General features: G+C 39.8%; 19 protein-coding genes, 1 tRNA gene and 1 pseudogene. 12 read left to right on the top strand and 9 right to left on the bottom strand.

Translation table 11 applies throughout. From position 1 onward, the window contains the following. Positions 1-43 precede the first annotated feature (43 nt). Positions 44-274, bottom strand: a complete 231-nt coding sequence (locus ACWQ4X_RS15645; protein WP_457904253.1) for a hypothetical protein — start codon at positions 272-274, stop codon at positions 44-46. A gap of 221 nt (positions 275-495) precedes the next feature. On the opposite strand from ACWQ4X_RS15645, the gene ACWQ4X_RS15640 reads away from it, so the two are divergent. The 11 genes from ACWQ4X_RS15640 (at position 496) to ACWQ4X_RS15590 (ending at position 4,766) form a co-directional block, all read left to right on the top strand. Beyond that, positions 496-1,212: a hypothetical protein gene (locus ACWQ4X_RS15640; RefSeq protein ID WP_457904252.1), complete on the top strand. Its 717-nt coding sequence runs from the start codon at positions 496-498 to the stop codon at positions 1,210-1,212. A gap of 398 nt (positions 1,213-1,610) precedes the next feature. Beyond that, on the top strand, positions 1,611-1,823 hold the full coding sequence (locus tag ACWQ4X_RS15635) for a hypothetical protein (protein ID WP_457904251.1): 213 nt from the start codon (positions 1,611-1,613) through the stop codon (positions 1,821-1,823). After that, positions 1,820-1,972 carry a hypothetical protein gene (locus ACWQ4X_RS15630; protein ID WP_457904250.1) on the top strand — a complete coding sequence of 51 codons (153 nt, stop codon included), beginning with the start codon at positions 1,820-1,822 and terminating at the stop codon, positions 1,970-1,972. Before ACWQ4X_RS15635 ends, ACWQ4X_RS15630 begins: the two co-directional genes overlap by 4 nt. Further along, positions 1,972-2,160 carry a hypothetical protein gene (locus ACWQ4X_RS15625; protein WP_457904249.1) on the top strand — a complete coding sequence of 63 codons (189 nt, stop codon included), beginning with the start codon at positions 1,972-1,974 and terminating at the stop codon, positions 2,158-2,160. The genes ACWQ4X_RS15630 and ACWQ4X_RS15625 overlap by 1 nt, the downstream gene beginning before the upstream one ends. Next, positions 2,138-2,383 carry a hypothetical protein gene (locus ACWQ4X_RS15620; protein WP_457904248.1) on the top strand — a complete coding sequence of 82 codons (246 nt, stop codon included), beginning with the start codon at positions 2,138-2,140 and terminating at the stop codon, positions 2,381-2,383. Before ACWQ4X_RS15625 ends, ACWQ4X_RS15620 begins: the two co-directional genes overlap by 23 nt. Continuing rightward, on the top strand, positions 2,367-2,807 hold the full coding sequence (locus tag ACWQ4X_RS15615) for a hypothetical protein (protein ID WP_457904247.1): 441 nt from the start codon (positions 2,367-2,369) through the stop codon (positions 2,805-2,807). Before ACWQ4X_RS15620 ends, ACWQ4X_RS15615 begins: the two co-directional genes overlap by 17 nt. Next, the gene (locus ACWQ4X_RS15610) at positions 2,804-3,394 is read left to right on the top strand and encodes a 3'-5' exonuclease (RefSeq protein WP_457904246.1); all 591 of its coding nucleotides are present in this window, start codon (positions 2,804-2,806) and stop codon (positions 3,392-3,394) included. The genes ACWQ4X_RS15615 and ACWQ4X_RS15610 overlap by 4 nt, the downstream gene beginning before the upstream one ends. Continuing rightward, complete coding sequence (locus ACWQ4X_RS15605; protein WP_457904245.1) at positions 3,394-3,762, top strand: hypothetical protein; 369 nt, start codon at positions 3,394-3,396, stop codon at positions 3,760-3,762. Before ACWQ4X_RS15610 ends, ACWQ4X_RS15605 begins: the two co-directional genes overlap by 1 nt. Continuing rightward, entirely contained in the window at positions 3,762-4,097 is a 336-nt protein-coding gene (locus ACWQ4X_RS15600; RefSeq protein ID WP_457904244.1) for a hypothetical protein, read from the top strand. The genes ACWQ4X_RS15605 and ACWQ4X_RS15600 overlap by 1 nt, the downstream gene beginning before the upstream one ends. Continuing rightward, on the top strand, positions 4,097-4,483 hold the full coding sequence (locus tag ACWQ4X_RS15595) for a hypothetical protein (RefSeq protein ID WP_457904243.1): 387 nt from the start codon (positions 4,097-4,099) through the stop codon (positions 4,481-4,483). Before ACWQ4X_RS15600 ends, ACWQ4X_RS15595 begins: the two co-directional genes overlap by 1 nt. Position 4,484: 1 nt before the next feature. Continuing rightward, complete coding sequence (locus ACWQ4X_RS15590; protein WP_457904242.1) at positions 4,485-4,766, top strand: DNA-binding protein; 282 nt, start codon at positions 4,485-4,487, stop codon at positions 4,764-4,766. Positions 4,767-4,778: 12 nt separating this feature from the next. Here ACWQ4X_RS15590 and ACWQ4X_RS15585 read toward each other — a convergent pair whose 3' ends face one another. From ACWQ4X_RS15585 to ACWQ4X_RS15555, 7 genes are all read right to left on the bottom strand, one after another. Continuing rightward, positions 4,779-5,819, bottom strand: a complete 1,041-nt coding sequence (locus ACWQ4X_RS15585; protein WP_457904281.1) for a tyrosine-type recombinase/integrase — start codon at positions 5,817-5,819, stop codon at positions 4,779-4,781. 144 nt (positions 5,820-5,963) lie between these two features. Then, positions 5,964-6,040, bottom strand: a tRNA-Val gene (locus tag ACWQ4X_RS15580). A 28-nt stretch (positions 6,041-6,068) separates the two neighbouring features. Beyond that, positions 6,069-8,096 (bottom strand): transglutaminase family protein, encoded by a 2,028-nt coding sequence (locus ACWQ4X_RS15575; RefSeq protein ID WP_457904241.1) that lies wholly within the window; start codon positions 8,094-8,096, stop codon positions 6,069-6,071. Between the two features lie 3 nt (positions 8,097-8,099). Next, the gene (locus ACWQ4X_RS15570) at positions 8,100-9,005 is read right to left on the bottom strand and encodes a DUF58 domain-containing protein (RefSeq protein WP_457904280.1); all 906 of its coding nucleotides are present in this window, start codon (positions 9,003-9,005) and stop codon (positions 8,100-8,102) included. A gap of 20 nt (positions 9,006-9,025) precedes the next feature. Beyond that, positions 9,026-9,985, bottom strand: coding sequence for an AAA family ATPase (locus ACWQ4X_RS15565; protein ID WP_100242878.1), 960 nt, complete (start codon positions 9,983-9,985; stop codon positions 9,026-9,028). A gap of 87 nt (positions 9,986-10,072) precedes the next feature. Beyond that, the gene (locus ACWQ4X_RS15560) at positions 10,073-10,378 is read right to left on the bottom strand and encodes a YbdD/YjiX family protein (protein WP_171479175.1); all 306 of its coding nucleotides are present in this window, start codon (positions 10,376-10,378) and stop codon (positions 10,073-10,075) included. Next, positions 10,378-12,480 carry a carbon starvation CstA family protein gene (locus ACWQ4X_RS15555; protein WP_457904240.1) on the bottom strand — a complete coding sequence of 701 codons (2,103 nt, stop codon included), beginning with the start codon at positions 12,478-12,480 and terminating at the stop codon, positions 10,378-10,380. Before ACWQ4X_RS15555 ends, ACWQ4X_RS15560 begins: the two co-directional genes overlap by 1 nt. Positions 12,481-12,826: 346 nt before the next feature. Here ACWQ4X_RS15555 and ACWQ4X_RS15550 point away from each other — a divergent pair. Further along, positions 12,827-12,964 (top strand): annotated as a pseudogene (locus ACWQ4X_RS15550) (Arm DNA-binding domain-containing protein); the annotation flags it as partial. A gap of 1,099 nt (positions 12,965-14,063) precedes the next feature. Here ACWQ4X_RS15550 and ACWQ4X_RS15545 read toward each other — a convergent pair. Beyond that, a partial coding sequence (locus tag ACWQ4X_RS15545) for a hypothetical protein (protein WP_457904239.1) occupies positions 14,064-14,424 on the bottom strand: 361 nt, incomplete at its 5' end.

The raw sequence follows: 14,424 nt of genomic DNA, 5'->3' as shown, positions 1-14,424 counted from the left end.
TTTAAACCTTTTCGAAAATCGTATTTCTTGGGAGAAAAAAAACCTAAGCTATCTTCAAGTCATACAACCAAGAGATAAATTGATGTTTAGAAAAATCACCATGAGAAGCTTTGACCAATGCATCGATCATTTCAGGACGCGGGATTTTCTTCTTATAAATCAGATGAGCCTTGATATAGTTCGGTGTAGTACCTGATGCCAAGGCAAAATTAATGAGACTTTGTTCAGACATTTGACGGATATATTGTGCAAAGTCAAAATCAACTTTAAGCATATACAATCACCTTTAAGGTTATTTCTTAAAGCGCATTATTAATTTTTTAAAATCGCGAAGTCAATACCTTTAAGTTGATTTATAAAATTATAGGTTGATTTTTTTTATTTAATTTATGAATGATAATCACCGCATAGTAATAAGTACAGTCACCCTGAAGCTTGGCAGCAAGGTGGTGACAGAGGATACCAACCTCAATATTTGGTTTAAGGTGCGCTCAAATGCAAACAGTTTACGAGATCAGGAAAAGTAATTTACTAGAAATATTGGACCAATTTGGAAGCCGTAAAGCGTTCTGTGAACGCCTAGGCATAGAATATAATCTTTTAAATCAGTATCTAGGCAAGAAATCTCAAAAAAACATAGGTGATAAATTTGCGGCAAGAGTTACCGATGCTCTCAATGTACCTACAGGGTGGTTGGATCATCTACATGATAAACTTGCTATTAAAAATATCATTCAGTCCCAAGTGGCGACAGATAGTGTCGCACACATAACAAAAACAACCAATAAAATAGAAAATCACCCTAGCATTGATCAAAGTAATGCGCTTAGAATGGTTTCACTTTCCAACATTCTAAAAATGTCCAAAGGTGAAAACTTGGAATTAAGCGCCAATACTGAAGAAATAAAGAATATTCACGTTCCAGCAGGAATGATCAATCCTATTGCTTACTTAATCAAAGGTACTGGCTTCGCAAAACCATATCGAAATGGTTATGCCGTCGTATGTGAATACACAGGCCAACCAATTGCTGGTGAAGAGGTTCTAATTTTCTGTAAGAATGGATCTATCTATGCTGGTGAATATTTATTTGAGCAAGATGGCTTAGTCAAAATAGATTCTGTTGAAGGTGCAATTGAAACTCTTCAGAAGGATTCTATAGATCGAATTTCCCCAGTGAAAATGTTCATTTCTCCAAGCCAAATAAAATAAATGAATATAAATTTCTAGGTGGCATATGCCACCTTTTTTTATAAAAATTAACTTTTACTTATTTTTTCACTTATAAAAATTAACTAATGATTTATTTTTGCTTATAAAAATTAAGTTTTACGAGAATTTTATTAATATTTATTTATAAAAATAGTAAGTCATCGCTGACTTTTTAACTTTCCAACTCAGTAAAAATCAACCCAAAATATAAATAAATCAACCAAAAAGTATTGACAAGGTTGATTTAATAAATTAATAATTCACCAATCAAATAACCTATAAGGTGATTTTATTATGAATAAATCAACTTTTGAATCAATTATCATCAACCGCCTACAAGCGGATGACTTTGCACAACCTCAAAAAAAGCCATGGCTTCAACGTCTTTGGAGAAAGCTATGTGCAAAGACAGCCTAATGCAAATTGATGCTGCAATCCAAATTTTAGGAAATGCCAAAGCAGGTCCTGAACTGGTTGCAGCACAAAGCCAAGCACTCGCATTTATTCAAGCTGCTTTCGATGCAGAAGAAATCAACCAAGCCAAGAAGCAAACTTTAGAAAAAAAAGTACGTCGAATTTATAGAAATCAACTTATTGAGGAATCGACATGATTAATCAAAACCATCCATGCCAGGACAAATGTTCAAACTTCACAGATGAGCAATGCTGCCACTGCCTGATTCAAGAACAAGCTGAACCAACAAATGATGAGCAAAAGTATTTTGAAGCTGCTCAGATCGCACTGAATGAGGTGCCTTGATGATTACATTAGCTCAAGCCGTTGTTATCTCTTTTGCATTTTTACTTAGTACAGCTCTTATAGCAGGAATGGTCTGGGCATTGATGCAAACTTTTGAAACCTACATTCGTCTGACTGAAGAAGCAAAGCAGCTTCAAGTGCGTTATGAAAATCGGGAGAGTCTGAATGCTCAAATTTACCGACACTAATGGCATAGCCCACATCATTGATTTAGACAAATTTGTGCATGTGCATGTACGTGATGTCTCAATAAAAACCGTGCCATCACAGGCAGCAATTAACGCTGAATATAAAAATGTAATTCTTACGCTTCATTTAGTTGGTCCACACACCATTCCAGTGACCGTTGATGAAGAAACCGCTGAATCTGTTTTATGGGAACTGGAGAATCATAATGCAGTCGAATATTGATCATGATGTTTTCATTAAAAAGGGCAAATCCATTGCCCTTGCCCAACAAGTCGAAGACTTCTTGCTGGCACAGGGCAAATCTGAGCCTACTCAAATTCCTTTTGGCCATTCAGCTTTAAGCAAAAAGCCATCTGATAGTGAATATAAAACTGGCCAACAGTCTATGCGGGCTTCAATGGCTCATTCTGTTAGTGCTAAACGACCAGTTTTGCCAAGTTTAGATAAGCCTTTATCAAAAGAACAGGAACGCCATAAGTTTAATTTCGAGGCAAAGACTAAGGCAATAAGTGCTGGTGAAAGTACATTTAAGGGCAAGTGTGCGCTACATGGCGATACTGAATATCGTGTTTTCGCATCAGGTAAACAAGTTTGTCTGCAATGCCGTGTCATTTACTTAAATCGCCACAAGGAGAACCGTTCATGAAAAAAATTCTAATGGTTGATTGTGAAACCCTTGATATTGGTGAACGCCCTGTTCTACTCAGTATTGGTGCTGTTGTGCATGACCATGAACAGATCTATAGCAAATTCCATGTAGGCATTGATGCTGAAACTGCCAAAGCACATGATTTTACTGTGAGCCAGTCTACCCTTGCTTGGTGGGACCGCCAAAGTGAAGATGCACGTGCAGCTGCTTTCAGTGGCACCTATCACATTGAAATGGCTTTAAAGGCACTGGTGAATTTTTATAAAGAAAATGAATGCCAGGAGATCTGGAGCAAAGGCTCATTGGCAGACATCCGCTGGATCAATAATGCCCTTGATCATTTTGATATTGCAAAGCCGTGGAAGTACTCGAGAGAGTTCTGCTTTCGCACCCTGTTAAAGACTGTACCTGAGTTTGAAATGCCATTTGAAGGTACTGAGCATAATGCTTTGGATGATGCGATTCACCAGGCGAAACAGTTTATTTACATTCGACAGCATGTACAGAACCAAATACAGATTGCAGAAGATTTGTCGAAGTATGTTGCGGAATTGGAGTTTAAATTGTTGCAGGAGACGGTGTGATGAAATTAGAAAATGTTCAAGAAACTCTTTTGAATGAGAGTCCTTTAAAAATTAGCCAACAATTGAGCCGTGATGATTTGTTAGATCTACGTGAACAGCTTAAAGCTAAACGTGCTGCCTTAATTGAATCGAAAGATAAGTGCAACAATGGCAATTCAATTGCTTTGATTAATGTTCATTTGTCTGAAGTTAAAACCATGATCACACGGGCAAATCAAACCATCAGCCTGCTTGATCAAGATGCCAAGTTGATGAAGAAAAGTAGTGCTCCGGTACAGGAGCTGGCTGTACGTTTCCTTCGAATTGCTGAAAAGGAACTGGATGCCAAGACATTTAACAAAATTAAAGAAAAGGCGATGGTGGCGTGATGGATATGAATAAAGAAAGAGAAGTGTTTGAACAACATTTCAAAGAAACTCGTACTTATATACATGAATGCCAAATCAGAAATGGCCTAGTACTGGATACGTTTATTACAGACTACAACTCATACATCAATCTAACAGCCGATGATGCATGGCAACTTTGGCTAAAAGCAAAAGCACATGCAGTACCCGAAGGATATGTCCTGATACCTAAAGAGCCAACTCCAAAAATGATTGATTCAACATGGGCTTACGATGATGAAATCTCACTAATGAGTGATAACTCTCGTAATGAGTTTATTTATAAAAAGATGATCGCAGCACAGGAGCAGCAATAATGATGTCTATTAAAAAAATTCGTGAAGCTGCTTTAATACAAAAGCAATGTGAGATTTCACACTCAGTTGATCATAAGGCAAAGTTTACAGAACAACAGCTTGAAAAAATGGGTTATTTCGTAGTAGAAGCAATCGAAAAAATCTGTATAGCTGTAAAAAATGATCCTAGTACCAAGCACTCAGAACAGATGTATATTGCTAATAAAAATTGGTCTGATAGCAAGACTGATAGCTATATCACATTGTGTAATGAAGAAATTATGCACGCTGGTTATCAAAATGAACTTGTAGCAGTTTTAATGACCTTCGATCAAAGAGGCAATCCAAATGCTTATTGTGCTGAAGAAAATCTGATTCAACACTTTGTATGTATAAAGGAGCGATAATATGCCTGAATATATCGTCACGATTGAAGCTGAATCTGCTCCACAGCTTGTTTTAGGTCAAAACGTATTTGGTGGTACCGTTACTGCGTTAAAGCTCGAAAAACGCAAATTAGTATCGGTTGCTGAGTTGATTAAAAAGTATGGCTTCTCTGATGAAACCATTCGCACCAAACTCGCTTCAATTAACCAAGGCAGCCAAGGCAAATGCATGTATGATCCAGATGCTGCAGATGCATTATTAAAAAAGCAAACACGACGACGTGGACCTAAACGTATCAACTGATCAATGCCCGCTTTATGCGGGCTTATTTCTTTCTATAGACTTGAATGCATCAACCAAATCTTTTGCATCCGGGTTGTAATAAGTATTCACCAAAACCTCAATTTTTTTGTGTCCGGTTATCTTGGCCAACACTTCTACAGGCAATTTTCGAATCCGAACCATCCGCGTAATGGCTTCATGCCGTGTATCGTGGAAATGCAAGCCACTTAGACCTACCTCATCTTTTCGTCTTTCCCACATCAAACGAAATGCATTTTCAGACTGAGGAATCAAACGACGACCATCATGCTGAATCAACTCCAACAATGCTAAAGCTTCATCTGATAGAGGGACGTTCCTTGGATCTCCATTCTTCGTCTTAGGCAAGTGCACATATTCATCATAAATATCTTTCTTCTCGATACTCAGAATTTCACCCCGACGCATGGCTGTCTCCAGTGCAAACAGAAAAGCCCAAGCAACATAATGTTGGGGCAACACAGGCACCGTTCCCATTTCATAATTGAGTGCTTTTAGCATGAGCTCGATTTCAGATGGATGAATACGACGATCACGTGCTTTTGGCTTTTTGGGTTTGGTCATTTGCATCCAAGGATTTTCATCCAGGAGAAATAATTCCTTATGCGCGTAGGTGAACATGGCGCTGTAATGTGAGATTTCTTTCAGTACAGTATTTTCCCCAACTTGAGTAAGCCGGTTATTCCGCCAAATGGTTAGGTCCTTGGGCGTGATGTCATAGATAGATCGTTGTGCCAGGGCACCGAACTTCATCTCAAAGTTTTTATACTGCCCTTTGATCCAAGCCAAAGATGATTTAGATTTGTTCCATTGGCCAACGTCTTCGAAGTATTTATCGTTGAGATCACGGAAAGTGTATTTTGGCTTGAGTTCACCCGATTCAATTTGGGTTTGGGTTTTTAGTTCAAGTAATTTGAGCGCAGCCCAATGCTCACATTCAGCTGCAGTGTCGCGGGTACAGTAATATCGTTTATTCTGATATGAGATCGTAATTGTGTACGTCTCACCTCTTTTTCTTGGTTTTGGCAGTTTCATCTTGTCGCAGACTTGTCGCAAATTTGACGTAAATATTGCCATTTTCTGCCAGTTTTGCCAACTTTCCCAAGTTAGAACAGCGACAATTCCCCATAAAAAAAGACCTATAAGCATCTGATTTACTTATAAGTCTTTGATTTTATTTGGTAGGCATATCCAGACTCGAACTGGAGACCTCTACGATGTCAACGTAGCGCTCTAACCAACTGAGCTATACGCCTATATGCCACGCATCATATTCAGTTTTTTTCACTTAGACAAGAACTTTCTTTTATTTTTCAACACAGATGCACAAGTTTTAAGCACTCTCTTGAGCTCATCGATATCTTGCAGATTATGTTGCGGAGCATACTTAATTTGCTGATGTAAATAAGCAACCTTTTCAAAGGTATGAGCTTCATTCGTATCAATTTGATCAGCCAGCCGATGCATCCACATGCTAACCGTTTCAGCTTCTTGCTTCCGCCAATTGGGCTGCAATCCTTTAGAAAAATGCGCCATGAAGCGATCAATCTCAGACGTATTTTTCCATTTACGATAAAAAATATAGAAAAAATAGCCTGCGACAAGAAATGCAATACCAACAAATAAAACCATGACCATGGAATAAGTAGAGCGAATACCAAACTTGGTTAACCAACTTTGTTGAGATTCAGTATTATAGCCAACCACTTTGCTTTGCCATTGATAGCTTGCGTAATCACTCCAAATCCGCATTTTTTTGAGTAAAGCATATTGCTGATAACTCATGCTGGAACGTTGTGCTCCCCATACATTTTGATCGGCTTGCATATAGTTTTGCATCCCCGAATCAATACGCTGCGGTGCAATAATAGCAGTAGGATCTATCCTGACCCACTGCTCTTTTACCTTAACCTCTGTCCAAGCATGAGCATCCAGTTGTCGGACTTCCCAACTTTGACCATCAGGCGCTAACTCCCCGCCTTGATAACCCACAACAATTCGAGCAGGAATTCCAACATAACGCATCAACAAGGCAAAGCTGGACGCATAATGTTCACAAAAACCTTGTTTAGACTGAAATAGGAACTCATCAATACGGTTCTGTCCTAGCAAGCCAGGTTGTAGCGTATAGGAAAATTGTTGCTGCTGATACCAATCAATCAAATGCTGAATATATCGCTCAGGATCACGACCCGATTGTTCAAATAACTGTTGTGCTAACTGTTGCGAACGCAGATCGAATTTTGCAGGAAAATCCGTAGTGGTTCTGAATACGATTTGAGAGTTATTTATATGGTCACTTAAGCTCGACTCGCCTAACCATCGTAGTGCTATAGGTTGATTCGACTGAACAGCCCGATTAGGCATTATGCTGCCATCTACTTTTAATGAGTATTGACTATTATTCGGGATTGATTGATCCAGCCCCATCACCCAACTGCTTTGTGGATTGGCTGCTAAATATTGATAAGCAAACTTGCTCTGCCGGATTAAATATTCCTGATTTTCAGGTCGAAAATTTTGCTGATTTCTCGGACTACTGGTCCATGTTTGACCATCATAGTGATCCAATACCATCGCCCGCCAATACATTTCAGAACGTGGTGGCAGTTTCGACATATCTCCTAAAATACGAAAAGCCAATGCGCTGGACTGTGATAATTCCGCGATATCCCCTGGCGACATGCGATCGCTCATGCCTGTCATGGCTTTATTTTCAGGAATCGGAATATGCCATAAGGGCGGTAAACGTGGAAAAAACAGAAATAACAAGATAAAAAAGGGTAAAGCCAGACCGATAAATTTAGTCACATGCTTGAGATCCTGTCTCAGTCCCGCAGTCATTTTTGCTTGATGATGAAAACCTGAAGTTTGTAGCCGATACAATCCCATCAAACTACTGACTAAACACGCCAGCACAATCACCGCCATCCCGAACGACTGACTGAACAGAAATGAACTTGCCGCGACAAATAAGGCAAAATTAAAAATAATGATCACATCACGACGATTTTTAATTTCTAAAGCCTTGGCAAATAAGAAGGTGGTTAATATGGCAACCCCAGCTTCTACGCCAATCAATGTTTGATAACTCAGATAAATACTGGCAAGTGCTGCCACCACACCCAAACCTATCCAAAACTTAGAAAATGGGTGTAATTCTGTTTGCCGAAAATGCAAGTATAAAGCGGTAATCGTAAGGAGCAATAGACCTGAAAGTACAAGGGGCAAATACAGAACTTGAGCCAACAGAATTAAACTCAAGCTGAGTAAAATAGCGAATTTGACTGATGCAGTAATGGTATTTTTCATACTTTAAGCCTGCGCCAACCATCGTTTAGCTTGCAGTAATTGCTGCTCCCCGATCCCTTTTGGTAGTTCGGCATGGGGTAAAAGCAAGCGATAAGCGCATTGTTGTTGCTCACATTGTTCAACCAATCCCATCATCAAACGTAACTTTTCCTCATGATCGCTGCTTGGCATATGTTGGTAGTCAATCTCGACACTATGTTGATCATCGTGCTGTTCAAACACTTTCACATAAAGCCCCTGTCCCCGCGCCACCTGTTTCCAAGAAACGGCTTGAATCGAGTCACCTTGTCGGAAACTGCGTAACTCACGGAACTCATCAAACTCAAGTTCCTGCTTTTGCTGGCTGCGCTGTTGTTCCGTCGTAGAATATTCGGCACGTGGCGCAATCCATGACTGTCCTGTTAAATACAGATACGTCCATGCCCGCACCAGTCCAAACGGATAGACTGAAAATACCTTGACTGTCGGATAGATGAAAAGCCCGCGTGAATCAGGATGCAATTCGAGCGTATAATGATGCTGTAGATCACCCAACAGAATATGATCAATCTGCTCACCTACCTGAACCCACAAATAGCGCGCTTGCAGTTGGCTTTGCTTGAAATAAATATCTAATCGTAAAGGCTGACCTACTTGCCCCAGTTCTGCATAAGAAACTTCTATCTCTAAGCCGTGTAATTGTTTAAAAGTAATGTAAAAACTAATACATAAAATGGCACTTATTAGAAAGCAAAAACCCAGAATCAGGTTATTGGCATAATTCACCCCAGCAATAAAGGTGATTAAAATCAGCACCAGATATAAATAACCTTGCTGATAGATAAAAACCAACACATCCTTTTGCATCAGTGTTTTTTGGCGGGTAAAACTAAACCTTTTTTTTGTCCATTTTGCCCAGAATGACTGAATCACCTTAAGTTTCCTTACCATTAACTGATACGAATCTGTCGCATCAGCTGGGCTGTTTCAGATTCACTTAAACCAATTCGATGTGCAGTCACTGCAACAAAAACTGCCTGTACATCATCTGCCGTGACAAAACTACGCTGCTCAATTAAAGCATGCGCTTGTGCAGCTTTTTTCAACGCCAGCAGCCCGCGGGTCGACAAACCATGCCGCCCTTTGCGACTTTCTTGTGCCAAATCCAGCAGATAATCCATCACCACATCACCCACATAGACCTGCTGCACTAAATGTTGTAATTGTAGAATTTCATCTTGCTGGAATACTTGCGCCAAGGTTGAAATTAGAACCTGTCTTGAATCTTGCTGTAATAAAAGCTTTTCAGCCGAGCGTGAAGGATAGCCCAATGATAAACGCATGAGAAAACGGTCTAGCTGTGATTCTGGCAAAGCATAAGTTCCGCTCTGGAATAACGGATTTTGTGTAGCAATGACCCAAAATGGTTGAGGTAAAGCATAACGCACGCCATCTACCGTCACCGCACCTTCTTCCATTGCCTCAAGCAAAGCACTCTGGGTTTTGGGGCTACAGCGATTAATTTCATCCGCCAGTAAAATTTGGGTAAAAATCGGACCTTGTTTAAACTCAAACAAATGTTCTTTTTGGTTAAACATATTCACACCAATGACATCACTCGCCAGCATGTCATTGGTAAACTGAATGCGTTGAAATTGTAATCCCGCTATGTGCGCCAAAGCACTGGAGAGTGTGGTTTTGCCTAAACCGGGTAAATCTTCAAACAAGACATGCCCACCAGCCAGTAAGCAACTCAGCGCCAATTTGGTCTGTTGGTGTTTATCGAGAATAATTTGATTAATTTGAGTCAGAAATGCCTGAATCTTAGTGGCATTGGCTTGAATTGCAGCCTCGATTTTTCGTGTATCTTCTGCAAGGTGCTGTTCAGTTTTCTGTTTTGCCCAAATCACAAATCTTCCCCAATAAAAAACGGCGCATGCTTAACATACACCGTTTTCTACTTTTTCCAAAGGAATCAGTAACTTTCTAAAAGAAACTCAACACGGACACTTCTTCAAATTCCCGCCCGCAGTAGGATAACGAGCATCCACACAATGGCGATAAAAGGTCTTGGCATCCATTGGTGTTAAATCTGGATGATGCTTTTTCATGTGCTCCAGATAATGATTGTAATCAGGCACCCCCACCATCAAGCGAAAACTCTGCTGTAAGCGCTGCCACAAGGTTGCGATTCGAGACCAATTCTTTGGATTTAGAATCAAATCCTTCTGCGACATGATGGTCATCTTGATGATTTTCACGATCATGGATTTACCATTCTTAGCAATTTTCAATTCCATGATTACTCACCTCTTGAAGTTGCTGTTGAAACATTTTCTTCCGCATACACTGCTGGCGCTTCATGCACAGTCGGAACTGGGCTTGCCAATGCGCGACGAATAATCCCAATGGATGCAATTACCATCACCACGGCAACAATCATAAAGAAACCACATAAGGCTGCATTAATGTGATTGGAAAGAATCACAGTTTGCATTTCTGATACAGTTTTTGCAGGTGCTAAAATTTCATTACGTGCCATCGCATCCGAGAAACGATTGACTTGTGCCAAGAAGCCTATTTTTGGATTTTCATGGAAAATCTTTTGCCAGCCTGCAACCATACAGGTAATCAGTAAGAAAATCGTTGGGATAATGGTCACCCAAACATATTTTTCTTTCTTCATTTTAAACAGGATGACCGTACCTAAAATCAAGGCCATCGCAGCTAACATCTGGTTACCGACACCAAACAGCGGCCATAAGGAGTTGACCCCACCGAGTGGATCCACCACACCTTGATAGACGAAGAAGCCCCAACCACCAACGGCTACGACTGTACCTACGACATTACCAAAAAACGAACCTGATTTTTTGATGGCTGGAATTACAATACCTACCGTATCTTGCACCATGAAACGGCAAGCACGTGTACCTGCATCCACCGCAGTTAAAATAAATAATGCTTCAAACAAAATGGCAAAGTGATACCAGAACGCCATCATCGAACGGTTATTAAAGATTTCCGAAATGATGTGTGCCATACCAATCGCGAAGGTTGGCGCACCGCCTGTACGGGATAAGATGGTTGATTCGCCAACTTCTTGTGCCAACAAACTTAGCGTTTCAGGTGTGACCACGAAACCTAAATTACGCACGGCTTCTGCGGCAGATTCAACCGTAGTACCTAATACCGCAGATGGCGCATTAATCGCAAAATAAATCCCTGGATCCAGTACTGTTGCACAGATCATCGCCATAATCGCAACGAATGATTCCATCAACATACCACCATAACCAATCATGCGAATATCGACTTCGTTCTCGACCAGTTTCGGTGATGTTCCACTCGATACTAAAGCATGGAAACCTGAAATTGCACCGCAGGCAATGGTAATAAATAAGAATGGAAATAAACTGCCTGAAAATACTGGACCTGTCCCATCAATAAAATGCGTTACGGATGGCATTTTCAGCATTGGCATAGCCACCATGATTCCGACAGCTAAGCCCGCAATCACCCCAATTTTCAGGAAGGTCGACAGATAATCACGCGGTGCAAGCAATAACCATACTGGCAATACAGAGGCGATAAAGCCGTAGATGATTAAACACCATGTAAGTTGCGTCCCTGTCAGGGTGAAGAACGGCCCCCAATACGGATCTGCGGCAACCTGACCACCATAGACAATTGCCATCATCATCAGTACAAAACCAATGATCGAGACTTCTGCAATTTTACCTGGGCGCAGGTAACGCATGTACACGCCCATAAACAGGGCAATTGGGATGGTAGCGGCAATACTAAACACACCCCACGGACTATGGGCTAATGCCTTCACAACGACTAGCGCCAGTACCGCTAGGATGATGATCATTACGCCTAGTGCCCCAAGCATAACCACAATTCCCGCGAAAGCACCAAGTTCCTGTTTTGCCATTTCACCCAGTGAACGCCCATCTCTACGTGTAGAAATGAATAACACCAAGAAATCTTGTACCGCACCCGCAAAAACCACCCCGATCAGTAACCAGAGTGTTCCAGGCAGATAACCCATTTGTGCGGCGAGGATTGGACCCACCAAGGGACCTGCACCTGCAATGGCTGCAAAATGATGTCCGAACAATACATATTTATTGGTCGGCACATAATCCAAACCATCCGCTAAACGATGTGCTGGCGTTAATCGCTTCGGATTCAGTTCAAAGATTTTGGTTGCAATAAAAAGACTATAAAAGCGATAAGCTATGCTATATACGCAGATGGCGGCTAAAACTAGCCATACTGCATTGACATGCTCTCCACGACTAACCGCTAATATTCCAAAAGACACCGCGCCTATAATCGCGACTAAACTCCAGACAAGTTTTGAGGGGAGCGTAGATTTTTGTTGAATCGTATCCATTCATGACCTCATTCAGATTCGTTAAGCAGTTTGTATTCTTATTCGCGTTGTCTGCCGAATTCCTTATTCACTCTACTCCTTATACTTTCGTATTCCTCTACGACTTTGGGATAAAAATATTGATTAATCATGTTATTTTTAAAGTAAATCCAGATCACCCTTTAAAAATTCTTATGATCTTCTATTCTTATTAAACAATAGTTTAGTTAATTGGAAGAATTTTAACCAAACCTAGTAAAACCATATCTTGCGAGTACTTCCACTCATACTCATTGTTATCATACTGAGTGATTCTAAACTTTACTCCTTAAAGCCAGCTGAAAAGATGTAACGTGTAACTGATTCAAATGACTTGTGCTTAGAACTAAAACCAACTGGGAAGAAATATAGGTACTATCGTTACCGATCTTTAGCCATGCCAAAGACACTTACACTTGGTCAATATCCTCTCATCAGATTAGCCGAAGCGATAAAAAAAGCGTGATGAAGCAAAGGCTTTGCGTATTGATCACATTTACCCTATCACTCATTGTGCAGAAAAAAAAGTGGGGGCTAAAAATACTTGTACAAATACTTTTAAGCAGGTTATTCAGGAGTCTATCAAGGTAAAAATGGCTGACCAATCTCACCTGTATAGTATTTAACTTTAGATAAATTGCATTTACGATGCTTATAAAAGTATAGGCAATAAAGATGTAAGAGCCATTTCATCAGTCGACGAACTCAAATTATACGTAATACATTAATAAAAAAATAGATTTCACTTATCAGTCGCTTTAACCTGCTTTTTTTTCCAGAGAATAACGTAGATGATTTTATGGATTCTCGATATAGAGTTAAGCTAATCACATGTTAGATAGAGCATAATAATTAAAGAAAAGAGAAGCTTAGAATGACCTTAATTCATAAAAATTGGTTCAGATTTTTCCTCCTGTTTATTGTTCTTTCTATTGGCTGGATCATTCTCAATATTGCCTATCTCACGACTGATCTAAATAAAATTAAGGACCTTAGTTCCTCATATTCAAGATTGATTGGACTCGTTTGTTTTATCTCCATTTATATATCGGTAGTATGGAGCCTAGAACACTATAAACTTTCAAATTTCAGGAAGGTTTTTATATCTTTATTTCTGGCTCTTGGCTTATGGGTTCTATGCGGTTTAATCGCCTTGATTACTGTTGTATTACTAGGTTTTAGTATCTGAAAATGATTCATAATAAATGATCTGAACATAAAGAACTTCTAATTGAATTACAGAAATCATTGATATTCCATAGGTCGTGATAAATGATGAAATATAGATTGATTCCAATCGCTCTTTCTCTCTTCAATTCTATTTATAAGCTTTAGACTGCTTCGCTTCTCTGACTCTTCTTTGAACCACTCTACGTCGATAGCACCATTGATATAATGGTCATGGACAGTCAAAGCAATCTTAGAGGCTATGTTTTCAGATCATCTCACTATTATTATGCTTTGGTTAGTTGCACACTATCCACTAGAAGTATTTATAGAGTAAAACGTATCTCTATATTTTTACCATCTAGACATCCCGTAAGCGTTAAAAGCATTGAAATTTATCAACTAAATAAAGGCTTCTGATCACACTCATAAAAATGTGCTTTCACACTACTCCAGATTGAGTCTTTCACTTGCTGATTCGTCTGCATCTGAAAATTGTCTTCATCAATCTGATAAATCATATATGAGATGATCCGTTCGTCATTTTCAAAGACAAAGTGAAAATCTGGCTGCGCCTTTGTCTCTAAATAAGTTACTGCATGACACTGGCGCATAAACCGATCCAGTAACATCACAATTCTCTCATCACCCTGTATTTCACGAGGACTTTGTTGTGGACTGTGTAAAGTTATCATTTCAGCAGGAACCAGATCTTTAAGGTAAGTCTTTTTATTTAAGGGCTTAAACGTAAAATACAGC

It is taken from the genome of Acinetobacter sp. NigerLNRRAM0016 (assembly GCF_054112845.1).
The sequence above is the reverse complement of the archived record's forward strand: the minus strand, read 5'-3'. Positions and strand labels throughout refer to the sequence as shown.

Coding starts and splice junctions, on each gene's coding strand:
- ACWQ4X_RS15645 (WP_457904253.1), bottom strand. CDS start 274: ATGCTTAAAGTTGATTTTGACTTTGCACAATATATCCGTCAAATGTCT.
- ACWQ4X_RS15640 (WP_457904252.1), top strand. CDS start 496: ATGCAAACAGTTTACGAGATCAGGAAAAGTAATTTACTAGAAATATTG.
- ACWQ4X_RS15635 (WP_457904251.1), top strand. CDS start 1,611: ATGTGCAAAGACAGCCTAATGCAAATTGATGCTGCAATCCAAATTTTA.
- ACWQ4X_RS15630 (WP_457904250.1), top strand. CDS start 1,820: ATGATTAATCAAAACCATCCATGCCAGGACAAATGTTCAAACTTCACA.
- ACWQ4X_RS15625 (WP_457904249.1), top strand. CDS start 1,972: ATGATTACATTAGCTCAAGCCGTTGTTATCTCTTTTGCATTTTTACTT.
- ACWQ4X_RS15620 (WP_457904248.1), top strand. CDS start 2,138: ATGCTCAAATTTACCGACACTAATGGCATAGCCCACATCATTGATTTA.
- ACWQ4X_RS15615 (WP_457904247.1), top strand. CDS start 2,367: ATGCAGTCGAATATTGATCATGATGTTTTCATTAAAAAGGGCAAATCC.
- ACWQ4X_RS15610 (WP_457904246.1), top strand. CDS start 2,804: ATGAAAAAAATTCTAATGGTTGATTGTGAAACCCTTGATATTGGTGAA.
- ACWQ4X_RS15605 (WP_457904245.1), top strand. CDS start 3,394: ATGAAATTAGAAAATGTTCAAGAAACTCTTTTGAATGAGAGTCCTTTA.
- ACWQ4X_RS15600 (WP_457904244.1), top strand. CDS start 3,762: ATGGATATGAATAAAGAAAGAGAAGTGTTTGAACAACATTTCAAAGAA.
- ACWQ4X_RS15595 (WP_457904243.1), top strand. CDS start 4,097: ATGATGTCTATTAAAAAAATTCGTGAAGCTGCTTTAATACAAAAGCAA.
- ACWQ4X_RS15590 (WP_457904242.1), top strand. CDS start 4,485: ATGCCTGAATATATCGTCACGATTGAAGCTGAATCTGCTCCACAGCTT.
- ACWQ4X_RS15585 (WP_457904281.1), bottom strand. CDS start 5,819: ATGAAACTGCCAAAACCAAGAAAAAGAGGTGAGACGTACACAATTACG.
- ACWQ4X_RS15575 (WP_457904241.1), bottom strand. CDS start 8,096: ATGAAAAATACCATTACTGCATCAGTCAAATTCGCTATTTTACTCAGC.
- ACWQ4X_RS15555 (WP_457904240.1), bottom strand. CDS start 12,480: ATGGATACGATTCAACAAAAATCTACGCTCCCCTCAAAACTTGTCTGG.